Origin of the sequence: Iodidimonas muriae (assembly GCF_014647255.1) — a bacterium.
Classification (GTDB): domain Bacteria; phylum Pseudomonadota; class Alphaproteobacteria; order Sphingomonadales; family Rhodothalassiaceae; genus Iodidimonas; species Iodidimonas muriae.
This window is the reverse complement of the sequence record NZ_BMOV01000004.1, coordinates 1-19,114: the sequence shown is the minus strand read 5'-3', so window position 1 is coordinate 19,114 and position 19,114 is coordinate 1. Positions and strand designations below refer to the sequence as shown.

Annotated in this window: 20 protein-coding genes; 11 read left to right on the top strand and 9 right to left on the bottom strand. The window is 56.0% G+C overall.

Annotated elements, in window-relative coordinates:
- Positions 1-4: 4 nt before the first annotated feature.
- The 3 genes from IEX96_RS06805 to IEX96_RS06795 are packed head-to-tail and all read right to left on the bottom strand — an operon-like array spanning position 5 to position 3,225.
- On the bottom strand, positions 5-817 hold the full coding sequence (locus IEX96_RS06805; RefSeq protein ID WP_150005377.1) for a hypothetical protein: 813 nt from the start codon (positions 815-817) through the stop codon (positions 5-7).
- On the bottom strand, positions 814-2,004 hold the full coding sequence (locus tag IEX96_RS06800) for a CDP-glycerol glycerophosphotransferase family protein (RefSeq protein ID WP_150005378.1): 1,191 nt from the start codon (positions 2,002-2,004) through the stop codon (positions 814-816). The genes IEX96_RS06805 and IEX96_RS06800 overlap by 4 nt, the downstream gene beginning before the upstream one ends.
- Positions 2,005-2,007: 3 nt before the next feature.
- Positions 2,008-3,225, bottom strand: a complete 1,218-nt coding sequence (locus IEX96_RS06795; protein ID WP_229773587.1) for a CDP-alcohol phosphatidyltransferase family protein — start codon at positions 3,223-3,225, stop codon at positions 2,008-2,010.
- A 119-nt stretch (positions 3,226-3,344) separates the two neighbouring features.
- On the opposite strand from IEX96_RS06795, the gene IEX96_RS06790 reads away from it, so the two are divergent.
- On the top strand, positions 3,345-4,277 hold the full coding sequence (locus tag IEX96_RS06790; protein WP_150005379.1) for a metallophosphoesterase family protein: 933 nt from the start codon (positions 3,345-3,347) through the stop codon (positions 4,275-4,277).
- Positions 4,278-4,425: 148 nt separating this feature from the next.
- The gene (locus tag IEX96_RS06785; protein ID WP_229773586.1) at positions 4,426-5,190 is read left to right on the top strand and encodes a phosphocholine cytidylyltransferase family protein; all 765 of its coding nucleotides are present in this window, start codon (positions 4,426-4,428) and stop codon (positions 5,188-5,190) included.
- Positions 5,191-5,203: 13 nt separating this feature from the next.
- Here the strand turns inward: IEX96_RS06785 and IEX96_RS06780 are convergent, their stop codons facing one another.
- Positions 5,204-6,016, bottom strand: a complete 813-nt coding sequence (locus tag IEX96_RS06780; protein WP_150005381.1) for a nucleotidyltransferase family protein — start codon at positions 6,014-6,016, stop codon at positions 5,204-5,206.
- 28 nt (positions 6,017-6,044) lie between these two features.
- Complete coding sequence (locus IEX96_RS06775; protein WP_229773585.1) at positions 6,045-6,479, bottom strand: HIT family protein; 435 nt, start codon at positions 6,477-6,479, stop codon at positions 6,045-6,047.
- A gap of 215 nt (positions 6,480-6,694) precedes the next feature.
- Between IEX96_RS06775 and IEX96_RS06770 the strand changes: the two genes are divergently transcribed.
- Positions 6,695-6,901 (top strand): hypothetical protein, encoded by a 207-nt coding sequence (locus IEX96_RS06770; RefSeq protein ID WP_149999696.1) that lies wholly within the window; start codon positions 6,695-6,697, stop codon positions 6,899-6,901.
- Positions 6,902-7,007: 106 nt separating this feature from the next.
- Here IEX96_RS06770 and IEX96_RS06765 read toward each other — a convergent pair whose 3' ends face one another.
- Positions 7,008-7,454 (bottom strand): thioredoxin family protein, encoded by a 447-nt coding sequence (locus IEX96_RS06765; protein WP_188873675.1) that lies wholly within the window; start codon positions 7,452-7,454, stop codon positions 7,008-7,010.
- Position 7,455: 1 nt separating this feature from the next.
- Complete coding sequence (locus tag IEX96_RS06760) at positions 7,456-8,322, bottom strand: hypothetical protein (RefSeq protein ID WP_150005383.1); 867 nt, start codon at positions 8,320-8,322, stop codon at positions 7,456-7,458.
- 28 nt (positions 8,323-8,350) lie between these two features.
- Here IEX96_RS06760 and IEX96_RS06755 point away from each other — a divergent pair, with 28 nt between their 5' ends.
- Positions 8,351-9,016, top strand: coding sequence for a Fe2+-dependent dioxygenase (locus IEX96_RS06755; RefSeq protein ID WP_150005412.1), 666 nt, complete (start codon positions 8,351-8,353; stop codon positions 9,014-9,016).
- Between the two features lie 49 nt (positions 9,017-9,065).
- On the opposite strand, the gene IEX96_RS06750 is transcribed toward IEX96_RS06755, so the two are convergent.
- Positions 9,066-9,887, bottom strand: coding sequence for an LOG family protein (locus IEX96_RS06750; RefSeq protein ID WP_150005384.1), 822 nt, complete (start codon positions 9,885-9,887; stop codon positions 9,066-9,068).
- 92 nt (positions 9,888-9,979) lie between these two features.
- On the opposite strand from IEX96_RS06750, the gene hpnC reads away from it, so the two are divergent.
- From hpnC to IEX96_RS06720, 6 genes are all read left to right on the top strand, one after another.
- Positions 9,980-10,843: a squalene synthase HpnC gene (gene hpnC / locus IEX96_RS06745; RefSeq protein ID WP_150005385.1), complete on the top strand. Its 864-nt coding sequence runs from the start codon at positions 9,980-9,982 to the stop codon at positions 10,841-10,843.
- A gap of 2 nt (positions 10,844-10,845) precedes the next feature.
- Positions 10,846-12,024 (top strand): glycosyltransferase, encoded by a 1,179-nt coding sequence (locus IEX96_RS06740; protein ID WP_150005386.1) that lies wholly within the window; start codon positions 10,846-10,848, stop codon positions 12,022-12,024.
- A gap of 70 nt (positions 12,025-12,094) precedes the next feature.
- Positions 12,095-13,009, top strand: coding sequence for a presqualene diphosphate synthase HpnD (gene hpnD / locus IEX96_RS06735; protein ID WP_150005387.1), 915 nt, complete (start codon positions 12,095-12,097; stop codon positions 13,007-13,009).
- Positions 12,991-14,316, top strand: a complete 1,326-nt coding sequence (gene hpnE, locus IEX96_RS06730; RefSeq protein ID WP_150005388.1) for a hydroxysqualene dehydroxylase HpnE — start codon at positions 12,991-12,993, stop codon at positions 14,314-14,316. The genes hpnD and hpnE overlap by 19 nt, the downstream gene beginning before the upstream one ends.
- Complete coding sequence (gene shc / locus IEX96_RS06725) at positions 14,313-16,256, top strand: squalene--hopene cyclase (protein WP_188873674.1); 1,944 nt, start codon at positions 14,313-14,315, stop codon at positions 16,254-16,256. Before hpnE ends, shc begins: the two co-directional genes overlap by 4 nt.
- Positions 16,257-16,281: 25 nt before the next feature.
- A complete protein-coding gene (locus IEX96_RS06720) occupies positions 16,282-16,503 on the top strand; it encodes a DUF2842 domain-containing protein (RefSeq protein ID WP_150005389.1) in 222 nt (73 codons plus the stop codon).
- A gap of 77 nt (positions 16,504-16,580) precedes the next feature.
- Here the strand turns inward: IEX96_RS06720 and IEX96_RS06715 are convergent, their stop codons facing one another.
- The gene (locus tag IEX96_RS06715) at positions 16,581-18,209 is read right to left on the bottom strand and encodes a long-chain-fatty-acid--CoA ligase (protein ID WP_150005390.1); all 1,629 of its coding nucleotides are present in this window, start codon (positions 18,207-18,209) and stop codon (positions 16,581-16,583) included.
- 216 nt (positions 18,210-18,425) lie between these two features.
- Here IEX96_RS06715 and IEX96_RS06710 point away from each other — a divergent pair, with 216 nt between their 5' ends.
- Positions 18,426-19,043, top strand: coding sequence for a DUF1134 domain-containing protein (locus IEX96_RS06710; protein WP_229773584.1), 618 nt, complete (start codon positions 18,426-18,428; stop codon positions 19,041-19,043).
- Positions 19,044-19,114 lie beyond the last annotated feature (71 nt).

Below are 19,114 nucleotides of genomic sequence, written 5' to 3'. Positions count from 1 at the left end.
GGGATCACTCAGCCCCTAAGTCTTGTTTTTGAACGGCGCGGACCACAGCCACCGCTGCCGTAAAGATGATCAACACCCCGATGCCTGTGAACACCGACCCCACAAGCGTTGATACTTTGGTGGGGCCAGCGCCATCACTGAGAAAAGGCATCACCACCAACGCCCTAAAAAGCAAGGCGGGCACAGGCCCCAGAACCGCTATGGCCGCGAAGGGCTTCCAATGGGGTTTCATACGCAACAGGGCTTGGCGAATGCCCAGTTTTTGCCCCAAGGCGGCATAAACCACGGCCACGCTATAGGCCGTATAAAGCCATAGCAGCAACACCATCGCCAATACGACCATGATCGACCTCAAAATGCCATCGCCGAGCCCTAACAAGCCGCCAAGAACGGCAAGCAAATGGAACGGCACGAACAATCCGATGACGCCCGCAAAAAGATACAAAAGAAAAGACAAGGTATGGAGAAGCGACAAGCCATAGCTTCGGCCCAAGCTCCGCCCGAACACCCCGCCCCGGCCAAGCAACAAGGCCCGCGCCCACAAAACCGGCACAACAACCAACAGAAAGGAACTGGCAATGGTTTGTGCCAGAATTTTCGGAAACAAGGGGCCCAAGTCTGCCACAGCACCTTCCGGATCGTACTGCATCGCGTTTTGCCACGCCACAATATCGTCAAATAACGGAGCCGTCAAAATGGTGCTGATAATGGCCCATAACAGCGCCAACAACACAAATACTTCTGCATGAGCCCGAATATCTTTAGCGATAGACGCCAGAATTTCCGAGAATCCCAGACGTGCGTGGTCAGTGCTCATGCCGGTTCCTTATTCTTTTCTTCGGCATCGGCGCCAACGCCTTTGCCATATTTTGTTCCGTTTGCGAAATGATCCACGATAGCATCGGCGGCGCGCCGTTCTGATGGTCTGTCGGTCAAATCAAAGGTCTCTTGAAACAGGCTTTTTTGCATGGGCAGATAATGGCCATGCAGGGCATCGGCTTCGGCCAATGCCTTGGAGAGATCGGCCATCGAGCGCACCACATCGCCCGCGTGCCACATCTTGAAGCTGTCATCATCTTGCCAGCCCTCCAACCCCCGCGCATCGAGAAAAATTGCCGGACGCGGGCGATGCAAAAACTCATAGATCTGGCTGCTCACATCGCCCAGATAAATATCTGCCCCATCCATATAGGTCATATCCAACACCGCATCGCTACCCGTATCCAGATGCATATGCGGCACAGCGCGCCACCGCCCCAAAGGCCGTGCCCGATGCCGGAACCAGCGTTGATACAGCAAAACATGAGGCGCAAAAATCAGATTATAACGATCCGATTGGCGGAAATATTCCAGCACCGCGCGGCCCATGGTCGGCCAGGAGGATTCGCGGCGGCTATAGTGCGGATTGTAAAGCACGGTCTTGCGGCCCGAAGGCAAGCGCGGATAGGGGGCGCCCAAACTCTGGATCACGGAAAATTTCGGATAGCCCACAATGGCGCAATTTTCCGGCTTCACAAGGCCCGATGCCAAAAGACGATCAGCAATCTTGGGACCGGGGGCAAGAACCAGATCGAATTGCGCCAGTTCGGGATAATAGGCCTCCGCCCGATCGCCCGCCCCATGATGGGTATAAACGATTTTCAAATGCTCCAGCCCCGGTTCGCGCTTTAGCTTCAGGCTGGTTTTCTCCGGCACCACAAGCACATCAAAATCAGCAAACAGCGCTTTATTGGCATCCAGAACCGCTTGTTTTTTTGCAAAAGCAAAGGGCTTTATCACCGGATCGATCAATCGTGCATAAAGCGGAACCTCCACCATATGCACCCGGACCTTATGACCGGGATAGCGCTGCGCCACCCGATCCACCACCGAACGCAGGGCCGCCCCCAGCACGAAAATCTCCACCTGATGTTGGGGATAGGCCCGCGACAGCTCGAATGCGATGGGCGCGGCATGCAAGATCTGATGGCCCGCATAATGATTGAACAGAAATCCAAAACGCATGATCTATTGCTCGACAGAAGGGTGAGACGGCGACTGGTCAAGCCATGATCCCAAGGCAGCGCGGCGATGCTGGCTTTCAGCCTGCAGGATCTGCATCAGATGCACCAAAAGACTGAGCACCGTCCACAAGGCCACCCATAAAAATCCGGTGGTCGGAGTGGCGATCAGCAAAGCAAGGCTAAGCAGCACAAGATTGGGATTGCGCCGCGATACGATCAGCCGGAAAAAACTGTCAAAGCGCCGCCAGATATGCAGTTCCAGCCTGAAGCGGGCGATGAAATATCCCTCGATCAAGCGCCCGGCGACATAGCCGCCCACAATTACCAAAAGCGCCGGATCAAGCCACATGGGAGCCGCCTCGCCCGTGCTTGCCACCAATCCATGCGCCCAGGCCCAATACCAAAAGGGCGGATGGATCAGATCAATGCCATGATCGAACACATTGCCCCATTTGGAAGAGGTAAGCGTGGTACGCGCCAGCTTGCCATCCACCGTATCCAGAAAGGTCATGCCCCATGCGGCCAACAATCCCGGTGCGAACGCGCCGATCCAGAATAACCAGAAGGCCGCCGCCACCAGAATAGCAGACAGGCTGGTGACCATATTGGGAGAAAGATGAAGCCGCGCACAAAGGCGCGTCACATGAAAGGCGGGCAAAGGCCACAGATATTTCGTCACCACATCCGTCACGCCTTTATACGACCCTTGAAACAGCCGCTTTTCCGCCGCCCGCGCACCAATGGCCGATACCCGCAGGCAAAAAGGAGCCTCGCGTTTACGCAATGCGCTGCGATATGCCTGCGCTATCTCTTGGGGGCTGGCGATCTCCAGTCCTGCAGGGGCCGCACCGCGCCCTTCCATCCATGCCCGCGCCGCCTTTGCCAGCTTCGCGCTGGCATGGCAGCCCCGCGCCCCATCCGCCTCCACAGCCCGATCAGGGTGCTGCAACAACCACTCCAGAACCGGCGCATCATAAAGACAATCCGCATCCAGAATCAGACGGGGACCCGCAGCCACAGGAGACAGCATACCCGGTTTTTGTGAAAGCTGGCGCAACAGGCGCTCTTTTCCGGAAAGGCCAAACAGCCGGACGGGATCGGCGGCCTCGATTATCTCGACATAGGGCATTATCTCGCCTGCCTTGCCATGTGACAGTGTCTCGCCAGCCTCGACAGGGACACGATCATCTTGCACAGTACGGTCCATGGGATCTGCCGTCATGCTTTTATCTTCCCGGTCTGATGGTGGCCTGTTCCCATTGAAGCTGCACCGCATAGCCTACCAGAGACGCCGCTGTCCAATATCGCGCACAATAAACGACCATTTTCAGGCCAAAGTTTATGTTTACCCTTGCCCATATTTCCGATCTTCATTTCCCGCCTTTGCCCCCTGCAAGCGCCAAAGAGCTTTTGAGCAAACGCATCCTTGGGTATTTATCATGGCACCGCAAGCGCAAGCATGAACATTGCGCCATTGTGCTAGAGGCGCTGTTGGACGATTTGAAGGCACATCCAACCGATCATATCTGCGTCACCGGCGATCTCACCAATATTGCCCTTCCGCAAGAATTCAAAACCGCACAAAACTGGCTGGAGCGCTTGGGAAAAGCAGAAGATATCAGCGTCATTCCCGGCAATCACGATGCCTATGTGAAAGGCGCATTGGAGCACGGCATGGAAAACTGGCGCCAATGGATGACATCGGACGCGGGCGCACCGGACCAACTGTGCCATCCGCAAATCTTTCCCTTTGTGCGGCGCCGCGATGGCGTGTCGATCATCGGCACCTCCACTGCTGTCGCCACCCTACCCGCCCTTGCCAGCGGGCGCTTGGGAGAAGATCAACGGGATGCTCTGGAGGCCTTATTGCAAGCCGAACACAAGGCGGGGCAATTTACCATCATATTGATCCATCATCCGCCGCAGCCCGGCGCGGAAAACCCGCGCAAAGCCCTGAGCGATGGGGTGCCGTTTCGCAAGATGATCGCCCGCACCGGTGCGGGCCTGATCCTGCACGGGCATACCCACCGCGCGCTTGTGTCGCAGATTGATGGCCCGCACGGCCCCGTGCCCGTTCTGGGATGCGGATCGTCGTCTTCGATCGGGTCCCATAAAGGGCCGGGCCATTATTACCGTATCCAGTTGAACCCAAAGACGCCTTCGGCCGGAATTAAAGTGGAGTCCCGCCATTTTGATGCCACAAAAACACGCTTTTTTCCTGCAAAGTCACTGACTTTGATGCAAGACAGCCATGCGGCGCCATCCCATGGATGATGCTGTGGCCCATTCCCCACACAGACACGTGATTTGTCTGTCAGGGCTTGGATAAGATGTATTGTCTGCTTATCAAAGAGTATCGACACAAAAACAAACACGCCGATCAAAACGCAATATCATCAATCAATTAATGAGCAGGACGCCCGTGAAAGCAATTATTTTAAGTGCCGGACAAGGAAAACGCCTGTTCCCCCTTACCGAGAATACCCCCAAATGTCTGCTTGCGCTTGGCAATGGCACCACATTGCTTAGCTGGCAATTAAACCAGCTTGCACAAGCGGGAATCAAAGAAGCGGTGGTCGTCACCGGCTATCAGGCGCAACATGTGGAGCAAGAAATCGACCGCTGCCGCAACCAGCTCCATATTCGCACCATTTATAATCCCGACTATGCCACATCGGACAATCTGCGCAGTGTGTGGCATGCCCGCGAAGAAATGACCGGCGATTTCATTTTGCTCAATGGCGACACCTTGTTCACCGCAGATGTGGTGACAACGCTGATGGCCAATCCTGCACAGCCCATCACCGTGACCACCGCACGCAAAGACCGCTATGACAGCGACGATATGAAAGTGAAATTGAAAGACGGCCTACTGCATGACATCGGGAAAACGCTGGATCTGGATAGTGTGGATGCAGAATCCATCGGCATGATCCGCTTTCAAGGCGAAGGTGTGGCCCATTTCCGCAGCACTGTGGAACGCATTGTAGAAAGCGGCAAGGGCGATGCGGTGTGGTATCTTTCGGTGATCGATAAATTGGCCAAATTGATGGACATCCACATCACCACCATTCCCGGCGAAAATTGGTGTGAGGTGGATTTCCCCGTGGATCTGCAACGCGCCCGATCCGCCATCACCCAATGGGCCATGACCGGCGACCAAGGTCTGGAAGCCGCAGCATCCTGATTGGACGGCGCCTTCAGGCGCTGCGTTTTTCCAGCCGGCTCTGGAAGATATGGCGGGCCAGTTCCAGATCTTGCAGGCTATCGATATCGGTGGCCGCATCGGCATCATGCAAGATCACCGGAACCACCTTCAAATCCACACGCTGCCCCAGGCGCCCCAGCGCATCGGCCAAGGTGAGACGCCCCAAAAACCATTGCACCAGCCCTATGATGCCAAGGCGCGCCACCAGCCGCAGCGGCTTTTTACGGTCATGTTCGATGCGCCGCCAGAAAGCCACACCGCGCACCGCCTGAGGCGCTTTCATGGCAAACATATTGCATCCGGAAAAAGCCCCGTCACGGAAAGCCAGTTTCGTGCGTTTGCCGCGTGGATAGGTGGCTTCCACCAAAGCCAGCGGCGCCAAAGCCGCCGCAATATCCGCATCTTGCCGATCGGCTTCATCCAGAAATTGCCGTACCAGATCACCGGTCAGCAACGGATGATCCGCCGTGGTAACAAACAGCCGCTCACCGGGTTTCATATCTTTCAAAGCCGATAAAACGCTGGCACTGGGGCCTTTGGCCGCTTGATGCCGCACCACATCGCCATCAGCCAAGCGTTGCGCCAAATGAGGGGCTTCGCGCTCTAAAGGGCTGTCTTTTGCCATGCTGATGCGAATATCCGCAGCACGGCCACTGCCTTCAATAGCCGCCAGCACATGTTCGATCATCGGCTTGCCGGCAAGGGGAACAAAAGCTTTGCTGCTAACCCCTTGGTCCGCCGCAACGGGATCGCCTTCAGCGCGGCGTCCGGCAAGGATGAGAACGCGATAAGCATGGTGTGTCATCAATAGATCCAAAAAGAGGGAGCGTGCTTCAGCCAACCCAGCTTGCGCGAAGATGGGCGATCAAGTCTGCCTTTAGCAAGTCGTCACAGCTATTTTTATGGCCAAGATCAGGCACGCCCGGCCAACCGGGGTCGGCAAAAGACTGGCCTTGGAACTGACGCACCCCTTCATAGCGCGGGATCACATGAAAATGCACCTGCGGGTCCACCATCATCAGCATCAGCCAATTGATTTTGTCATTGTGAAAACAGGTGAGCAAAGTGCGCTCCACCGCGCTGACGATTTGATGAAATTCCAATGCCGCATCTTTGGAAATCCCGGAAAAGGCCGTTGCCTCTTCCTTGCAGACAACCACCAGCGCCCCCAGCGTTGTCTGCGCAGGGCGTAGAGTTACCGCCCAAAAATCTCCTTCAAAGATCACCGAGGACGGATAACCGAATTTAAGCAAGGTCGCATGAGGCATAAAGACATCCATGATGCTGTGCTGTGCGCACAAAGGGGTGATCACGGTGATAAACGGCTGCCGCGAAACTGGCAAGTAAGCGCCGCTTTCTTGTCATATAAGGCTGTTACTCCCATCTAACAGGCAGCCGTTGAAGTGCCTGACATCGGGGAAAAGAATATCTCCATGATGTCGGCGGCAGCGGGAACACGTTCATTTCCGTAAGGAGTACGGCCATGACAAGCATGGATCCTATCTTTCATGAAGAGACCCTAGAGACCCTTTTGAACGATGAGATCTGCCTCACCTTGATGCGATGCGACGGCATTTCAATGCCGGAGGTGCATCATCAAATGCGCGTCGTTGGACAACGCTTGCGAAACAAAAACGCCTCGCGCCCGCCAAAGGCGGTTGAATTCCGCCAGTTGGCACAGGCAGGCTAATCAAGCCCCCCTTAAAAGACAGAGCGCATAAAGACCGGCGATCATGATTGCCCTTTATGCGCTTTTTTATATGCGTCCCTTCAAAGAGACACGCAAAAACAAAAGGTCAGTGAACCGGGATTGAGGCTTCTTCCAAGAAAGACAGAATCTTGTTCTCATCCACCAAGCCCTGCCCGCGTGTAAGCAGCGTCCCATTGCGGAAGACCAAAAGCTGTCCGGTGGACGTCACCTTATACTGCTTCAAAAAGTCCGTATCACGGTCGAAATCCACGCGAAAAAGCTGCGCATCCGGCACCTGCCCCTTGGCTTCAAGGGCCTGAAAGCTACGATGTTGGGCTTCGCAAACCGGGCACCAGGAGGCATAGATCTGCACCAGAAGATCCGCCTTGCTCTCTATCGCCTGCGCAAAACGCCCGGCATCATAATCCTGCCATTGCTGCAACAAAGGGTCATCGGCCCGCACATTCAGATAGATCAATTTGCCAAGAGGGCTCACCGCCACAAGCCCCGCCACCAGCACCAATGGCACGATGATTTTCAGCCAGCGGGGCATGTCAAAGCCCCCCGACCGCCAGTGCCACGCGGGAACTGGCCGCCAAAAGTGCTGCAGGTTCGGGGCCGTTTTCCGCCAGGCGTTCCGCATTGGGATAGGCTTTTCCCAAAAGATCGAGCGCGGCGCTGATTTTGTCCCATGCCCGGCTGTCTTTGGCTTTTATACTCTCTTTCGCCGCATTGGCCCGCGCGGCAGCGGCACTGAAATAGCCATAGCCATCCAGAAAGGCTTCCCCCGCATCACCGGCCCGCGCAAGGCGATATTGCAAGGCGGCGCGTTCAATCATATCGGCGGTCACTTCCGCTTCCACACCGGCTTTGCTGCGGTCACTTTCAGGCGCATGGCTGGCGGCATCTTCGGTGGCTTTCAACACAGCTTCGGCGGCGGCAACCACCTCGGGAACGGGTTTTTTCGAAAACGCATGGTCACCGGCGCGCACCATCAAGCCATCAAAGGGGCGCACATCATGGGACGCAAAGATTTTTTCCAGATCAAAATAAATTTCGGCAATGGGATGAACGAACATTTCCGCCGCAGCTTCCGCATTGCCGGCCCGATAAGCGCCAATCCCTGCCAGATAATGGGCGCGGATCACATCCAAAGCGATCAGATAGGCAATGGGATCACGGGCGGCCCGTTCGGGATCGACACCGGCTTCACCGCCTTCGCCTCCCTCTCCGCCTTCACCACCTTCACCACCTTCGCCTCCTTGGGCGATAGCGAGGGGTGCCGCGGCCATATCCGCCATATGGGAAAGCGGCGCGTCCACATCCACAGCCCCCTGATCATGGCCCATAGCCACAGTCGGTGATAACAAAGCCGCTGCACTAAGGCTTGTCCATAAACGCCGACGACGCCATTGTGTCATGAGAGGGCCTCCCAAGAAGTTGCGAGTGATGATCATTTTCATTTCAGATGTACTGAATCAAGACGCCCTGTCAAGGGCACGCGAGGCCGCAGCCGGGCTTTCTTTTGAGCCGGGGCAAACCACAGCCGGTTGGCATGCCCGATCGGTGAAAGCCAACAGCCAGGCCATGCCCTCGGCAGGTCTGCGGGTTTTGCAACAGCGGATTGTGAAAGCCATTGAAGCCCATCCGGTCGTGCAAATGTCGGCCCTGCCTCGCCTTATGACCCCGCCTTTGATCAGCCGCTATGGGCCGGGCGATGCCTATGGCCGCCATGTGGATGATGCGGTGATGGGCACCCCGCCTATGCGGTCTGATCTATCGGCCACATTGTTTTTGAACGACCCCGATGCCTATGACGGCGGCGAACTGATAATCGAAGGCCCCGGCGGCGAGGAGGCCATCAAACTGGCGGCGGGGTCTTTGGTGCTTTACCCGTCCACCAGCTTGCATCAGGTGGCCCCTGTTACAAAAGGCGAACGACTGGTGGCGGTGACATGGATACAAAGCCTGGTCGCCGATGAAGCGGCCCGCGCCATATTGTTCGATCTGGCGCAGGCAAAACAGCAGATGTTTGAACAGGCCGGCAAATCCCCCGCCTTTGATCTGCTGGCCAAATCCTATGCCAATCTGTTGCGCCGCTGGGCACGCCCCTGAACCGGACGCAACCGCAAAACGTTGCCCACCTTAAGCCGATGGAAGCCAATCACTTATGATTTGCGCAAGTGCTTTTGCAATAATCGCGGATGGTTTCCCACGCCTCTTCGGCGCTTTCCACATATTGGATCAAATCCAGATCCTTATGGGCGATCATGCCCGCATCGGCCATGACCTGAAGATTGAGAATACTGTCCCACCATGCCTTCCGGTACAACAGCACCGGGATCGGATCGATCTTGCCCGTCTGGATCAGGGTCAGGGTTTCAAACAGCTCATCCATCGTGCCAAAACCGCCGGGGAAGCACACCAAGGCCCGCGCCCGCATCAGAAAATGCATTTTGCGCAAAGCGAAATAGTGGAACTGGAAGCATAATTCCGGCGTAATATATGGATTGGGCGCCTGTTCATGGGGCAACACGATGTTCAGGCCGATGCTTTCCGCCCCCACATCATGAGCGCCGCGATTGCCCGCTTCCATGATGCCCGGTCCGCCGCCCGTGACCACCATCAGTTTTTCCGGGCACCCGCCTTCCGCCTGCGAAATCAGCCGGGCAAGTGCACGCGCCGCTTCATAATCGCGGCCACATAGATCATCATTCGAGCCATCCTTGGCAAATCGCTGCGAACGGGCGCTGCCGAAAATCACCACCGTTGCGTCGACCCCGTGTTCTTGCAACAACAGTTCGGGCTTCATCAATTCAAGCTGGAGCCGCGTTGGCCGCAAGGCATCCCGCTTTAAAAAATCCAGATCCGTAAAGGCCAGCCGATAAGCAGGCGAGCGGGTTTGTGGCGTATCCGGTGTGCGACGGGCGCGCTGTTCATCTTCGCTGGCCGATGGAAACGCCGAGCGACGTTTATCCGCGTTCATAAGCAGGTCCCCGTTTTGTGATGCGTATGGATGATTGAGTGTATCCTCAAAACGTGGCATCGGAGGGAACATTTTTCAAAGAGGACTTTCCCATGTCAGGCCAACAAACACGCGTCCCGGCTTTGGAAACGCCCTCGGGGAAATCCGCAGAAACCGAAAATTTCCCCGTTGGCTCGCAGTTGATCGCGAAACATCTGCGCCCCCATGTGGCGCGGTTTTATGCCTTTGCCCGCGCCATCGACGATATCGCAGACAATCCCGATCTGGATGCTGCGGACAAAATCGCCCGGCTTGATGCTTTTGGTGCAGCGGTCCGGGGCGAAGAAAAAGGGGCAGGGCTTGAAACAGCCCAGCGCATGCATGACAGCCTTGTGGCAAGCCATGTGCCGGTGCAGCACTGCCTTGATCTGATTTCCGCCTTCAAACAGGATGCGGTCAAATCACGCTATGAGCATTGGGAAGAGCTGATCGATTACTGCGATCGCTCGGCAGCGCCGGTGGGCCGCTATTTGCTGGATCTGCACGGCGAAGACCGCGCCCATTGGGATATAAGCAATGCCTTATGCAACAGCTTGCAGGTGATCAATCATATGCAGGATTGTGCCGATGATTATCGCCAGATGGACCGCATCTATCTGCCGCAAAACTGGATGCGCGAAGTCGGTGCCGTGGATGAGGATTTGGGCAAAGCGCATGCCACTCCTGCGTTGCGCCGGGTTCTGGATCGCTGTGTTTCGGGTTGCGAGACATTAAATGAAACGGCGCGCGATCTGCCCGTTGTTTTGAAAAGCAAGCGTCTGGCATTGGAATCCGGGGTGATTGTCCAGATCGCCAGGCGCCTGACCCATGAATTAAGCCACCGCGATCCACTGGCCCAGCGGGTAAAATTACGTAAACCGCGCCTGATGATGACGGGGGCACGCGGGATTTTCAAAGCACTCTTGGGGATTCGCTGACCATGACGATGGTGCTTGTTCTGGCCATATCCAGCCTTGCGGCGTGGCTTTATCTATTGATCGCCCATCATCGCTTCTGGCGCGCCGATCAAAGGCTTGAGGCTGCAAAAGCGCTCGATCACTGGCCGCATATAACGGCGATCATCCCGGCCCGCAATGAAGCCAAAAGCATCGCCCAGTGCCTTACCGGTTTGCTGGAGCAAACATATCAAGGCCAATTCGATCTGGTTCTGGTGGATGACAACAGCTCTGACGACACCAAAGCCATTGCCCAACAAACCGCCAAAGAACATGGCGCCGAAGACCGCCTGACGATTGTCAGTGCGCCGCCTTTGGCAGCGGGCTGGACCGGGAAATTATGGGCTTTATCCCACGGCGTGGCCGCCGCAGGCAAAAAGGCGGACTTTTTGTGGCTCACCGATGCCGATACGCTTCACGGGCCGGGTGTTTTGGCGCAACTGGTCTCGAAAACCCAGACAGACGGGGTGGATCTGGCCTCTTTGATGATCCGCCTTCGAACCAAAAGCCTGTGGGAACGCTGGATCGTTCCCGCATTCATCTTTTTCTTCCAGATGTTGTATCCTTTTCCGGCCATCAACGATCCGCGAAAAAAACACGCCGGCGCAGCGGGCGGCTGCATTCTGGTGCACAGGGATCGTTTAAAAGCAGCGGGCGGCATTGCAGCGATCCGCACCGCCCTTATCGATGATTGTACGCTGGCCAAAAAGATACAGGATGCAGGAGGGCGCTTGTGGCTGGGCCTGGCCAAAGACAGCTATTCCTTACGTGGGTCGGACGGCTTGATGCCCCTTTGGGTGATGGTGAAACGCACAGCCTTTACCCAGCTTCATTATTCAACGCTTTTGCTGCTGGCAACGCTTCTGGGGCTATCGCTGGTGTTTCTTGTACCCCCTGTCCTGACCGTTGTCGCAATTGTGACCGGCCAATGGAGTCTTGCTGGAATTGCCGGTCTTGCATGGCTTTTGATGGCCATCGCCTATGCCCCCACCCTGCGCGATTATGGACAAAGCCCGATCAAAGGCCTGTTTTTACCTATAATCGCAGCGCTTTACACCGCCATGACCCTCCATTCCGCCATCGACCATTGGCGAGGGAAAGGCAGCCATTGGAAGGGCCGCGATTATAGCGCCGATGGTGAGACCACCCGTCCCGGGGCTTGATTGCCACGCGCGACAAGGCTAAGTGCGCTACATATGACGCGAAAAACACCATAAGGACGTCGAAAGCAGCATGAACGCGCCTTTAGTACAAATCAGCGCACCAGACGACAAAGCGGACCGCATCGCCATCGCGCGGCAGGTGCGGTCGGCAGGATCGTCTTTCTATTGGGCCATGCGCTTGATGTCGCCCGAACGCCGTGCTGCCCTGTTTGCCATTTATGCCTTTTGTCGTGAAGTTGACGATATCGCCGACGGCCCCCTAAGCAACGCCGAGAAAAAGGCACAGCTGGCCCAATGGCATGACCGCATCGACGCCCTTTATGAAAGCACGACCGATCCTTCGGGCGATGCTTTGGACCGCGTTCTAAAGCGCAGCATTATGGATTACGGGCTTGATAAAGCCGATTTCATTGCCGTGATCCGGGGTATGGAAATGGATGCCGATGGCCCCATCCGCGCACCATCCTTTGAAGATCTGATGGATTATTGCGATTGCGTGGCCTCTGCCGTGGGGCGCTTATGCGTGCGGGTCTTTGGTGCGCCGGAACTGGCCGGGCGTACAGTATCCGATCATCTGGGCAAGGCCTTGCAGCTAACCAATATCATCCGCGATGTATCGGAAGATGCCGAAATGGGGCGCCTTTATCTACCTCGTGATCTTTTGGCGAAAACGGGGATAAAAAGCACCGATCCCATGACCGTGGCCCACGCCCCTCATATTGATAAGGTGAAGCAAGCGCTGGCCAAACAAGCCGCAGAAGAATTTTCCAAAGCCGAAACCGCTCTGCGCGCCTGTGATTGTGGTGATATGCGGCCCGCCGTGATTATGATGGTGGTTTATCGGCGCATTTTCGAGCGCATGAAAAAAGACGGCTATCAAACCCGCCGGCAAAGCAAAATCAAACGCGCTTTGGATAAGGCGGAAAAGCTATGGATTGCGGCTAAAATAGCGCTGGGAGGCCGGTCATGGCGCGCGTCCATATAATCGGCGGCGGGCTGGCGGGCCTGGCCGCAGCGGTCCGCATTGCCAAAGCAGGCCACGATCTTACCCTTTATGAAACCGCCGCACGGGCTGGCGGGCGCTGCCGGTCTTTTCACGATGAAAAACTGGGCTGTGTGATCGACAATGGCAATCATTTGATGTTGTCCGGCAATGGCTCTCTTTATGCCTATCTGGACGATATCAACGCCCGCGACCGGCTGGTTGGCCCTGATGCGGCGGATTTTCCCTTTGTCGATCTTGAAACGGACGAGCGCTGGACGCTGTCTTTGAACAAGGGGCGCTGGCAGGGCTGGGTGCTTGATCGCAATCGGCGCATCCCCGGCACCCGTGCATGGGATTATCTATCGGCCCTGCGGGTGTTAATGGCGCGCCGCGATGACCGGATCGCCAGCCTGTTGAACCCAAACAGCGTGCTTTATCATCGCTTGTGGGAGCCGCTGATCGTTGCGGTGCTCAACACCGATCCCGACATTGCTTCGGCCCATTTGATGCGCCGGGTGTTATTGGAAAGTTTCGCCAAGGGGCAGGCTTATTGCCAGCCGCGCATGGCCCGCCATAGCCTGGCCGATACGCTGGTCGATCCGGCACTTGATCTGTTGGAAAACGCCGGAGCCAAGCTGCGGTTTCACAGCCGCATCAGTCATTTAGACCTGTCAGACAGCCGTATTCTTGCCATAAATCTGGGCAAAGAAAGCATCCGGCTCGATCCTGAAGACCGCGTGATACTGGCAACACCGCCATGGATCGCACAGCAGCTTCTGGATGGTCTGGCAACACCCGAAACAGGCGAAACCATTGTGAATGTGCATTTCCGCATGCCAACCGCGCTTTATGAGACCCCCATCCGCATCGTTGGGCTGGTGGGCGGACTGGTGCAATGGATTTTCGTGCGCGGTGATGTGGCTTCCGTCACCATTTCTGCCGCAAATAAACTATCGAAAATATCGGCAGACGACATCGCCCGCAACTGCTGGTCCGAAGTGGCACGCGCTCTTGAACTGGGGGACAGCCCCCTGCCCGCCTTCCGCGTGATCAAAGAAAAACGCGCCACCTTCTCTGCTACGCCAGACGCCGCCACAAACCGGCCCGGTGCCCGCACAAAATGGTCCAATCTGACATTGGCGGGAGACTGGACCGATACCGATCTGCCGTCCACCATTGAAGGGGCTATCCGCTCTGGCCATCGCGCCGCAACGCACTGCCTGTCCACCATAGGCCGCGCGGTGAAGGCGCACGCAGCCGATTCAAACCCCATAACAGACAATCGAACAGGAGTGATGCAATCATGAGAGGAGAAGATCTCCAGATTGATCGCGGGCTTCAAGACCAGCTTGATTTTACCATTGGTGATGCCCTGACCGCCCTTAAAAAGCGCCAGCAAGCAGACGGCCATTTGATCTTTGACCTGGAAGCTGATGCCACCATTCCGGCGGAATATATCTTTCTTAATCATCATCTTGATGAACGCGAGCCCGAGCTTGAACAAAAATTGGCGCGCTATATCCGTTCGATCCAGCAAGATGAGGGCGGCTGGCCGCTTTATCATGGGGGGGCGCCGGATATTTCCGCCAGCGTCAAAGCCTATCTGGCCCTGAAGATCACGGGCGACAGCCCCGACCAACCCCATATGGCCAAAGCCCGTGCCGTTATCCATCGTTTGGGCGGCGCAGAAAAAACCAATGTGTTCACCCGCTATGCCCTGGCGCTGTTTGGCGAAGTGCCGTGGCGGGCGGTGCCGGTCATGCCGGTGGAACTGATGCTGATGCCCAAATGGTTCCCCGCCAATATGTGGCGTTTTTCCTATTGGTCGCGCACGGTGATCGCGCCCTTGCTGATTTTGGCGGCGCAAAAGCCCAAGGCCATCAATCCGACCAACACTCATATCCCCGAATTGTTCCTGACACCGCCCGAGGACATCCGCGACTGGCAGCAAAACCCCACCGGGCGCTGGACCGGCAAGATGTTCTTGCAACTGGACAAGATATTACGGGTCGTGGAACCTTATTTCCCCAAGAAAACCCGGCAAAAAGCCATCGCCAAGGCAGAAGCTTTTTTCACCGAGCGGTTGAATGGTGAAGATGGCCTGGGGGCGATTTTCCCGGCCATGGCCAATTCGGTGATGGCCATGGAAGCGCTGGGCTATCCCAAAGACCATCCCGCGCTGGTGACCGCGAAAAAATCCATCAAATTATTGGTGACGGAAGAAAACGACGAAACCTTCGTACAGCCCTGCCTGTCCCCCATTTGGGACACGTCCTTAAGCGCCCATGCGCTGCTGGAAGCGGGTGAAGCGCCGATGGGAGAAAGCGCCAAAGGGGCCTGCGATTGGCTGGCCTCGAAGCAAATTCTGGATGTGAAAGGCGATTGGGCGGCAAAAGCCCCCGATCTGCGCCCCGGCGGTTGGGCATTCCAATATAACAACGACCATTATCCCGATGTGGATGATACCGCCGTCGTGGCCATGGCTTTGCATCGCACGCAAAACCCCGCCTATAAAGAAGCCATCGACCGTGCCGAAGAATGGATCATCGGCATGCAAAGCACCAATGGCGGCTGGGGAGCCTTTGATATCGATAATGACGACCATTATCTCAACCATATCCCTTTTGCCGATCATGGCGCTTTGCTTGATCCGCCCACCGAAGATGTTTCGGCCCGCTGCTTGAGCTTTTTGGGCCAGCTTGGCCATGATATGTCGCATCCCACCGTCAAGCGCGGCATAGACTATCTGAAAAATCTGCAAGAAGACGATGGCAGCTGGTATGGCCGCTGGGGGACCAATTATGTGTATGGCACATGGTCGGTACTGTCGGCCCTGAATGCTGTGGGTGTGGATATGAACGCCGATTATGTCCAAAAGGCCGTGAATTGGCTAAAAGCCCGCCAGAATGATGATGGCGGCTGGGGCGAATCCGGCGACAGCTATTATGAGCATATGAAGCATGATCCGGCCCCAAGCACGCCTTCACAAACCGCATGGGCCTTGCTTGGATTGATGGCCGCCGGCCATGTGGAAGACGAAACCACCCGCAAGGGCATTGATTTCTTGTTGGCCCATCCCCGGACCAAAGACGGGCGCTGGGAAGAGCCCTGGTATAATGCAGTGGGTTTCCCCCGCGTATTTTATCTGCGCTATCATGGCTATAGCCATTTCTTCCCCGTTTGGGCCTTGTCGCGCTATCGCAATCTGACCCGATCCAACGACAAGTCCGTGCAATGGGGCATGTAATTCTTTCCAGAAGAAAGCCCGCCTTATGGCCATAGAGCGCCCTTCCTTACGCAGCCTGACAGGAACATTGTTGCTGGTAGGCGGGCTGATTGTTTATGCGCTTTTGGCCATGCAGCTGGGAGCCATAATCAATGGCTGGCCAATTTGGGGACAAACGGTCATCTATGTGATTGTGGGGCTGGCCTGGCTTTGGCCCGCAAAGCACCTGCTTGGGTGGATGGGCCGCGGACGGCGCGACCAGAACTGACAGACCAGATAGCCGCCAGCCCGGACAGCTTTGCCATCCGGGCTGGTTCATAATCTGGAACGGCGACCGATGGCGCCTTACACATTCGGAAAGCGATAGTCCTTGAACTGCTCGCGCAGGCCCGCTTTATGGATCTTGCCCGTTGCCGTGTGGGGGATGCTATCGCGGCACACCACATCATCGGGCAGCCACCATTTCGCCACCTTGCCGGTAAGAAAAGCCAGCATATCGTCCCGGCTGACGGTTTTTCCCGGTTCGGGAACGATCACCAGAAGCGGGCGTTCGTCCCATTTGGGATGAACAATGCCAATCACCGCGGCCTCAAGCACATCGGGATGCCCCACAGCGGCATTTTCCAGATCAATGGAACTGATCCACTCGCCCCCGGATTTGATCACATCTTTTGATCGGTCGGTGATCTGCATAAAACCATTGGGATCAATGATCGACACATCGCCGGTATCGAAAAATCCATCCATATCAAGAATGTCATCGGGCCGATTATAATAGGCTTTGGCCGTCCACGGGCCACGGGCCTGAAGATGGCCGAACGCAACGCCATCATGGGGCAGGATCTTGCCTTCCGCATCTACAATGCGCAATTCCACGCCGAACACCGCCCGTCCCTGCTTGCATTGCACATCAATGCGGTCATCGAAATCCAGAGACGCCGTGTCGGCCGTATGGGTGCCAACCGTACCCAAGGGGCTCATTTCCGTCATGCCCCAGGCATGGCTGACCGACACGTCATAATCGCGTTCAAATGCTTCCACCATCGAGCGCGGAGCCGCAGACCCGCCAATGGTTACATTCTTGAGATAAGGCAGCTTTTTGCCGGTTTCCTGCAGATATTTCAGCAAGGCCATCCAGATGGTCGGCACCGCCGCCGTGACGCTGACCTGTTCTTCATCCAAAATCCGCCACATGGTTTGCGGATCATGATGCGGACCGTTCAAAACCAATTTTGCCCCGGTCATGGCCGCAAGATAGGGCACACCCCAGCTATTGGCATGGAACATGGGAACCACCGGCAACACCGCATCACGCGCGCTGACACCCAGCGTATCGGTGGCAGCCGCAGCCATGGTGTGCAATACATTCGAACGGTTGGAATAAAGAACCCCTTTCGGTTCCCCCGTGGTGCCCGATGTATAGCAAAGACCCGCAGCGGTATTTTCATCCAGTTCCGGCCACTCATAAACCCCGTCTTCCACATCCAGCATATCCTCATAACATAAAGGATTGGGGATCTTGGTGTCTTTGGGCATATGGGCGCGATCGGTAAGAATCACGAAATGCTCTACCGATTTCAGGTGCTCCAGCAAGGGCTCGATCAGCGGCACAAAGGTGAGATCGAGGCACAAAACCTTATCGGCAGCATGATTGATGATATAGACGACCTGTTCGGCAAACAGGCGCGGATTGACGGTGTGCGCCACAGCGCCCATCCCCGCAACCCCGAACCACAGCTCCACATGGCGCCATGTATTCCACGCCAGCGTTCCTACCCGGTCGCCCTTTTGCACCCCGAGCCGCTCCAAAGCCTGCGCCAATTGTTTGGACCGGCCATGCAATTCGGCATAATTGGTTCGGTGGACCGGTCCCTCGACGGAATATGTCACAATCTCGCGGCGTGGATGGAACCGGGCTGCATGTTCGATCAATTTCGACTGCAGTAATGGCCAGTCCTGCATCAATCCGAGCATGGTCGTCCCCTTTACAAACGCATTTCAAGATCAAATTAACATTAAAGCCTTCAGCGCATTGAGCAATGGAAACACACCCCACCTGCCCATATTGCGAGGAAAAAACAAAATAGTGCGGTTTTTTCAACGGTCAAACTCTTGCCGCATCTGTAAAGGATTATGCTAAAAGTGACGCTTATCGCTGCCGCCCCTTCCATTAGAAAACAGGACATCTTTATGCCCCGCACATTTTCAAAGATTCGACCTTTAATCTGCGGCCTTCTTTTTGTGCTGGTTTCGGGCTGCGTCTCGTCGACCTCATCGTCCACCAAAGCACCGCCTGCCCCCGATTATGCAAACCAGACCGATGAAAACACCTACGATCAGCGCACCATTTTGGAAGCCAGCAAGGATGTGTTTGGCGAAGGGGCCGAAGGGCTGGGCGGAATCATTGAATCAATTTTTGCGGATCTGGGCCGCCCCAATGGATATATCGCCGGGGAAGAAGCGGGGGGCGCCCTGATTGTGGGCCTGCGCTATGGCAATGGCATCTTGCATCACAAGATTGAAGGCACCCGCCAAGTGCACTGGGCTGGCCCGTCCATCGGTTTCGATGTTGGGGGCGATGCGGCCAAGGTCTTCACGCTTGTCTATAATCTTTATGACACCGAAGATATTTTCCGCCGCTTTCCCCAAATCGAAGGCCAGTTTTATTTTGTCGGCGGGCTTGGCGTTTCCTATCACCAACGCGGTGATGTGATCATCGCCCCCATCCGTTTGGGTGTCGGCTTACGCGCCGGAGCCAATGTGGGGTCTTATAAAATCACCAAGGAAAGCACGTTCAACCCATTCTGACGCCTAGGTTCAGGACTCATTAAAGCCACCAAATTACGATAGCAGCAATACAGATTGCAGAAAAAAATGTA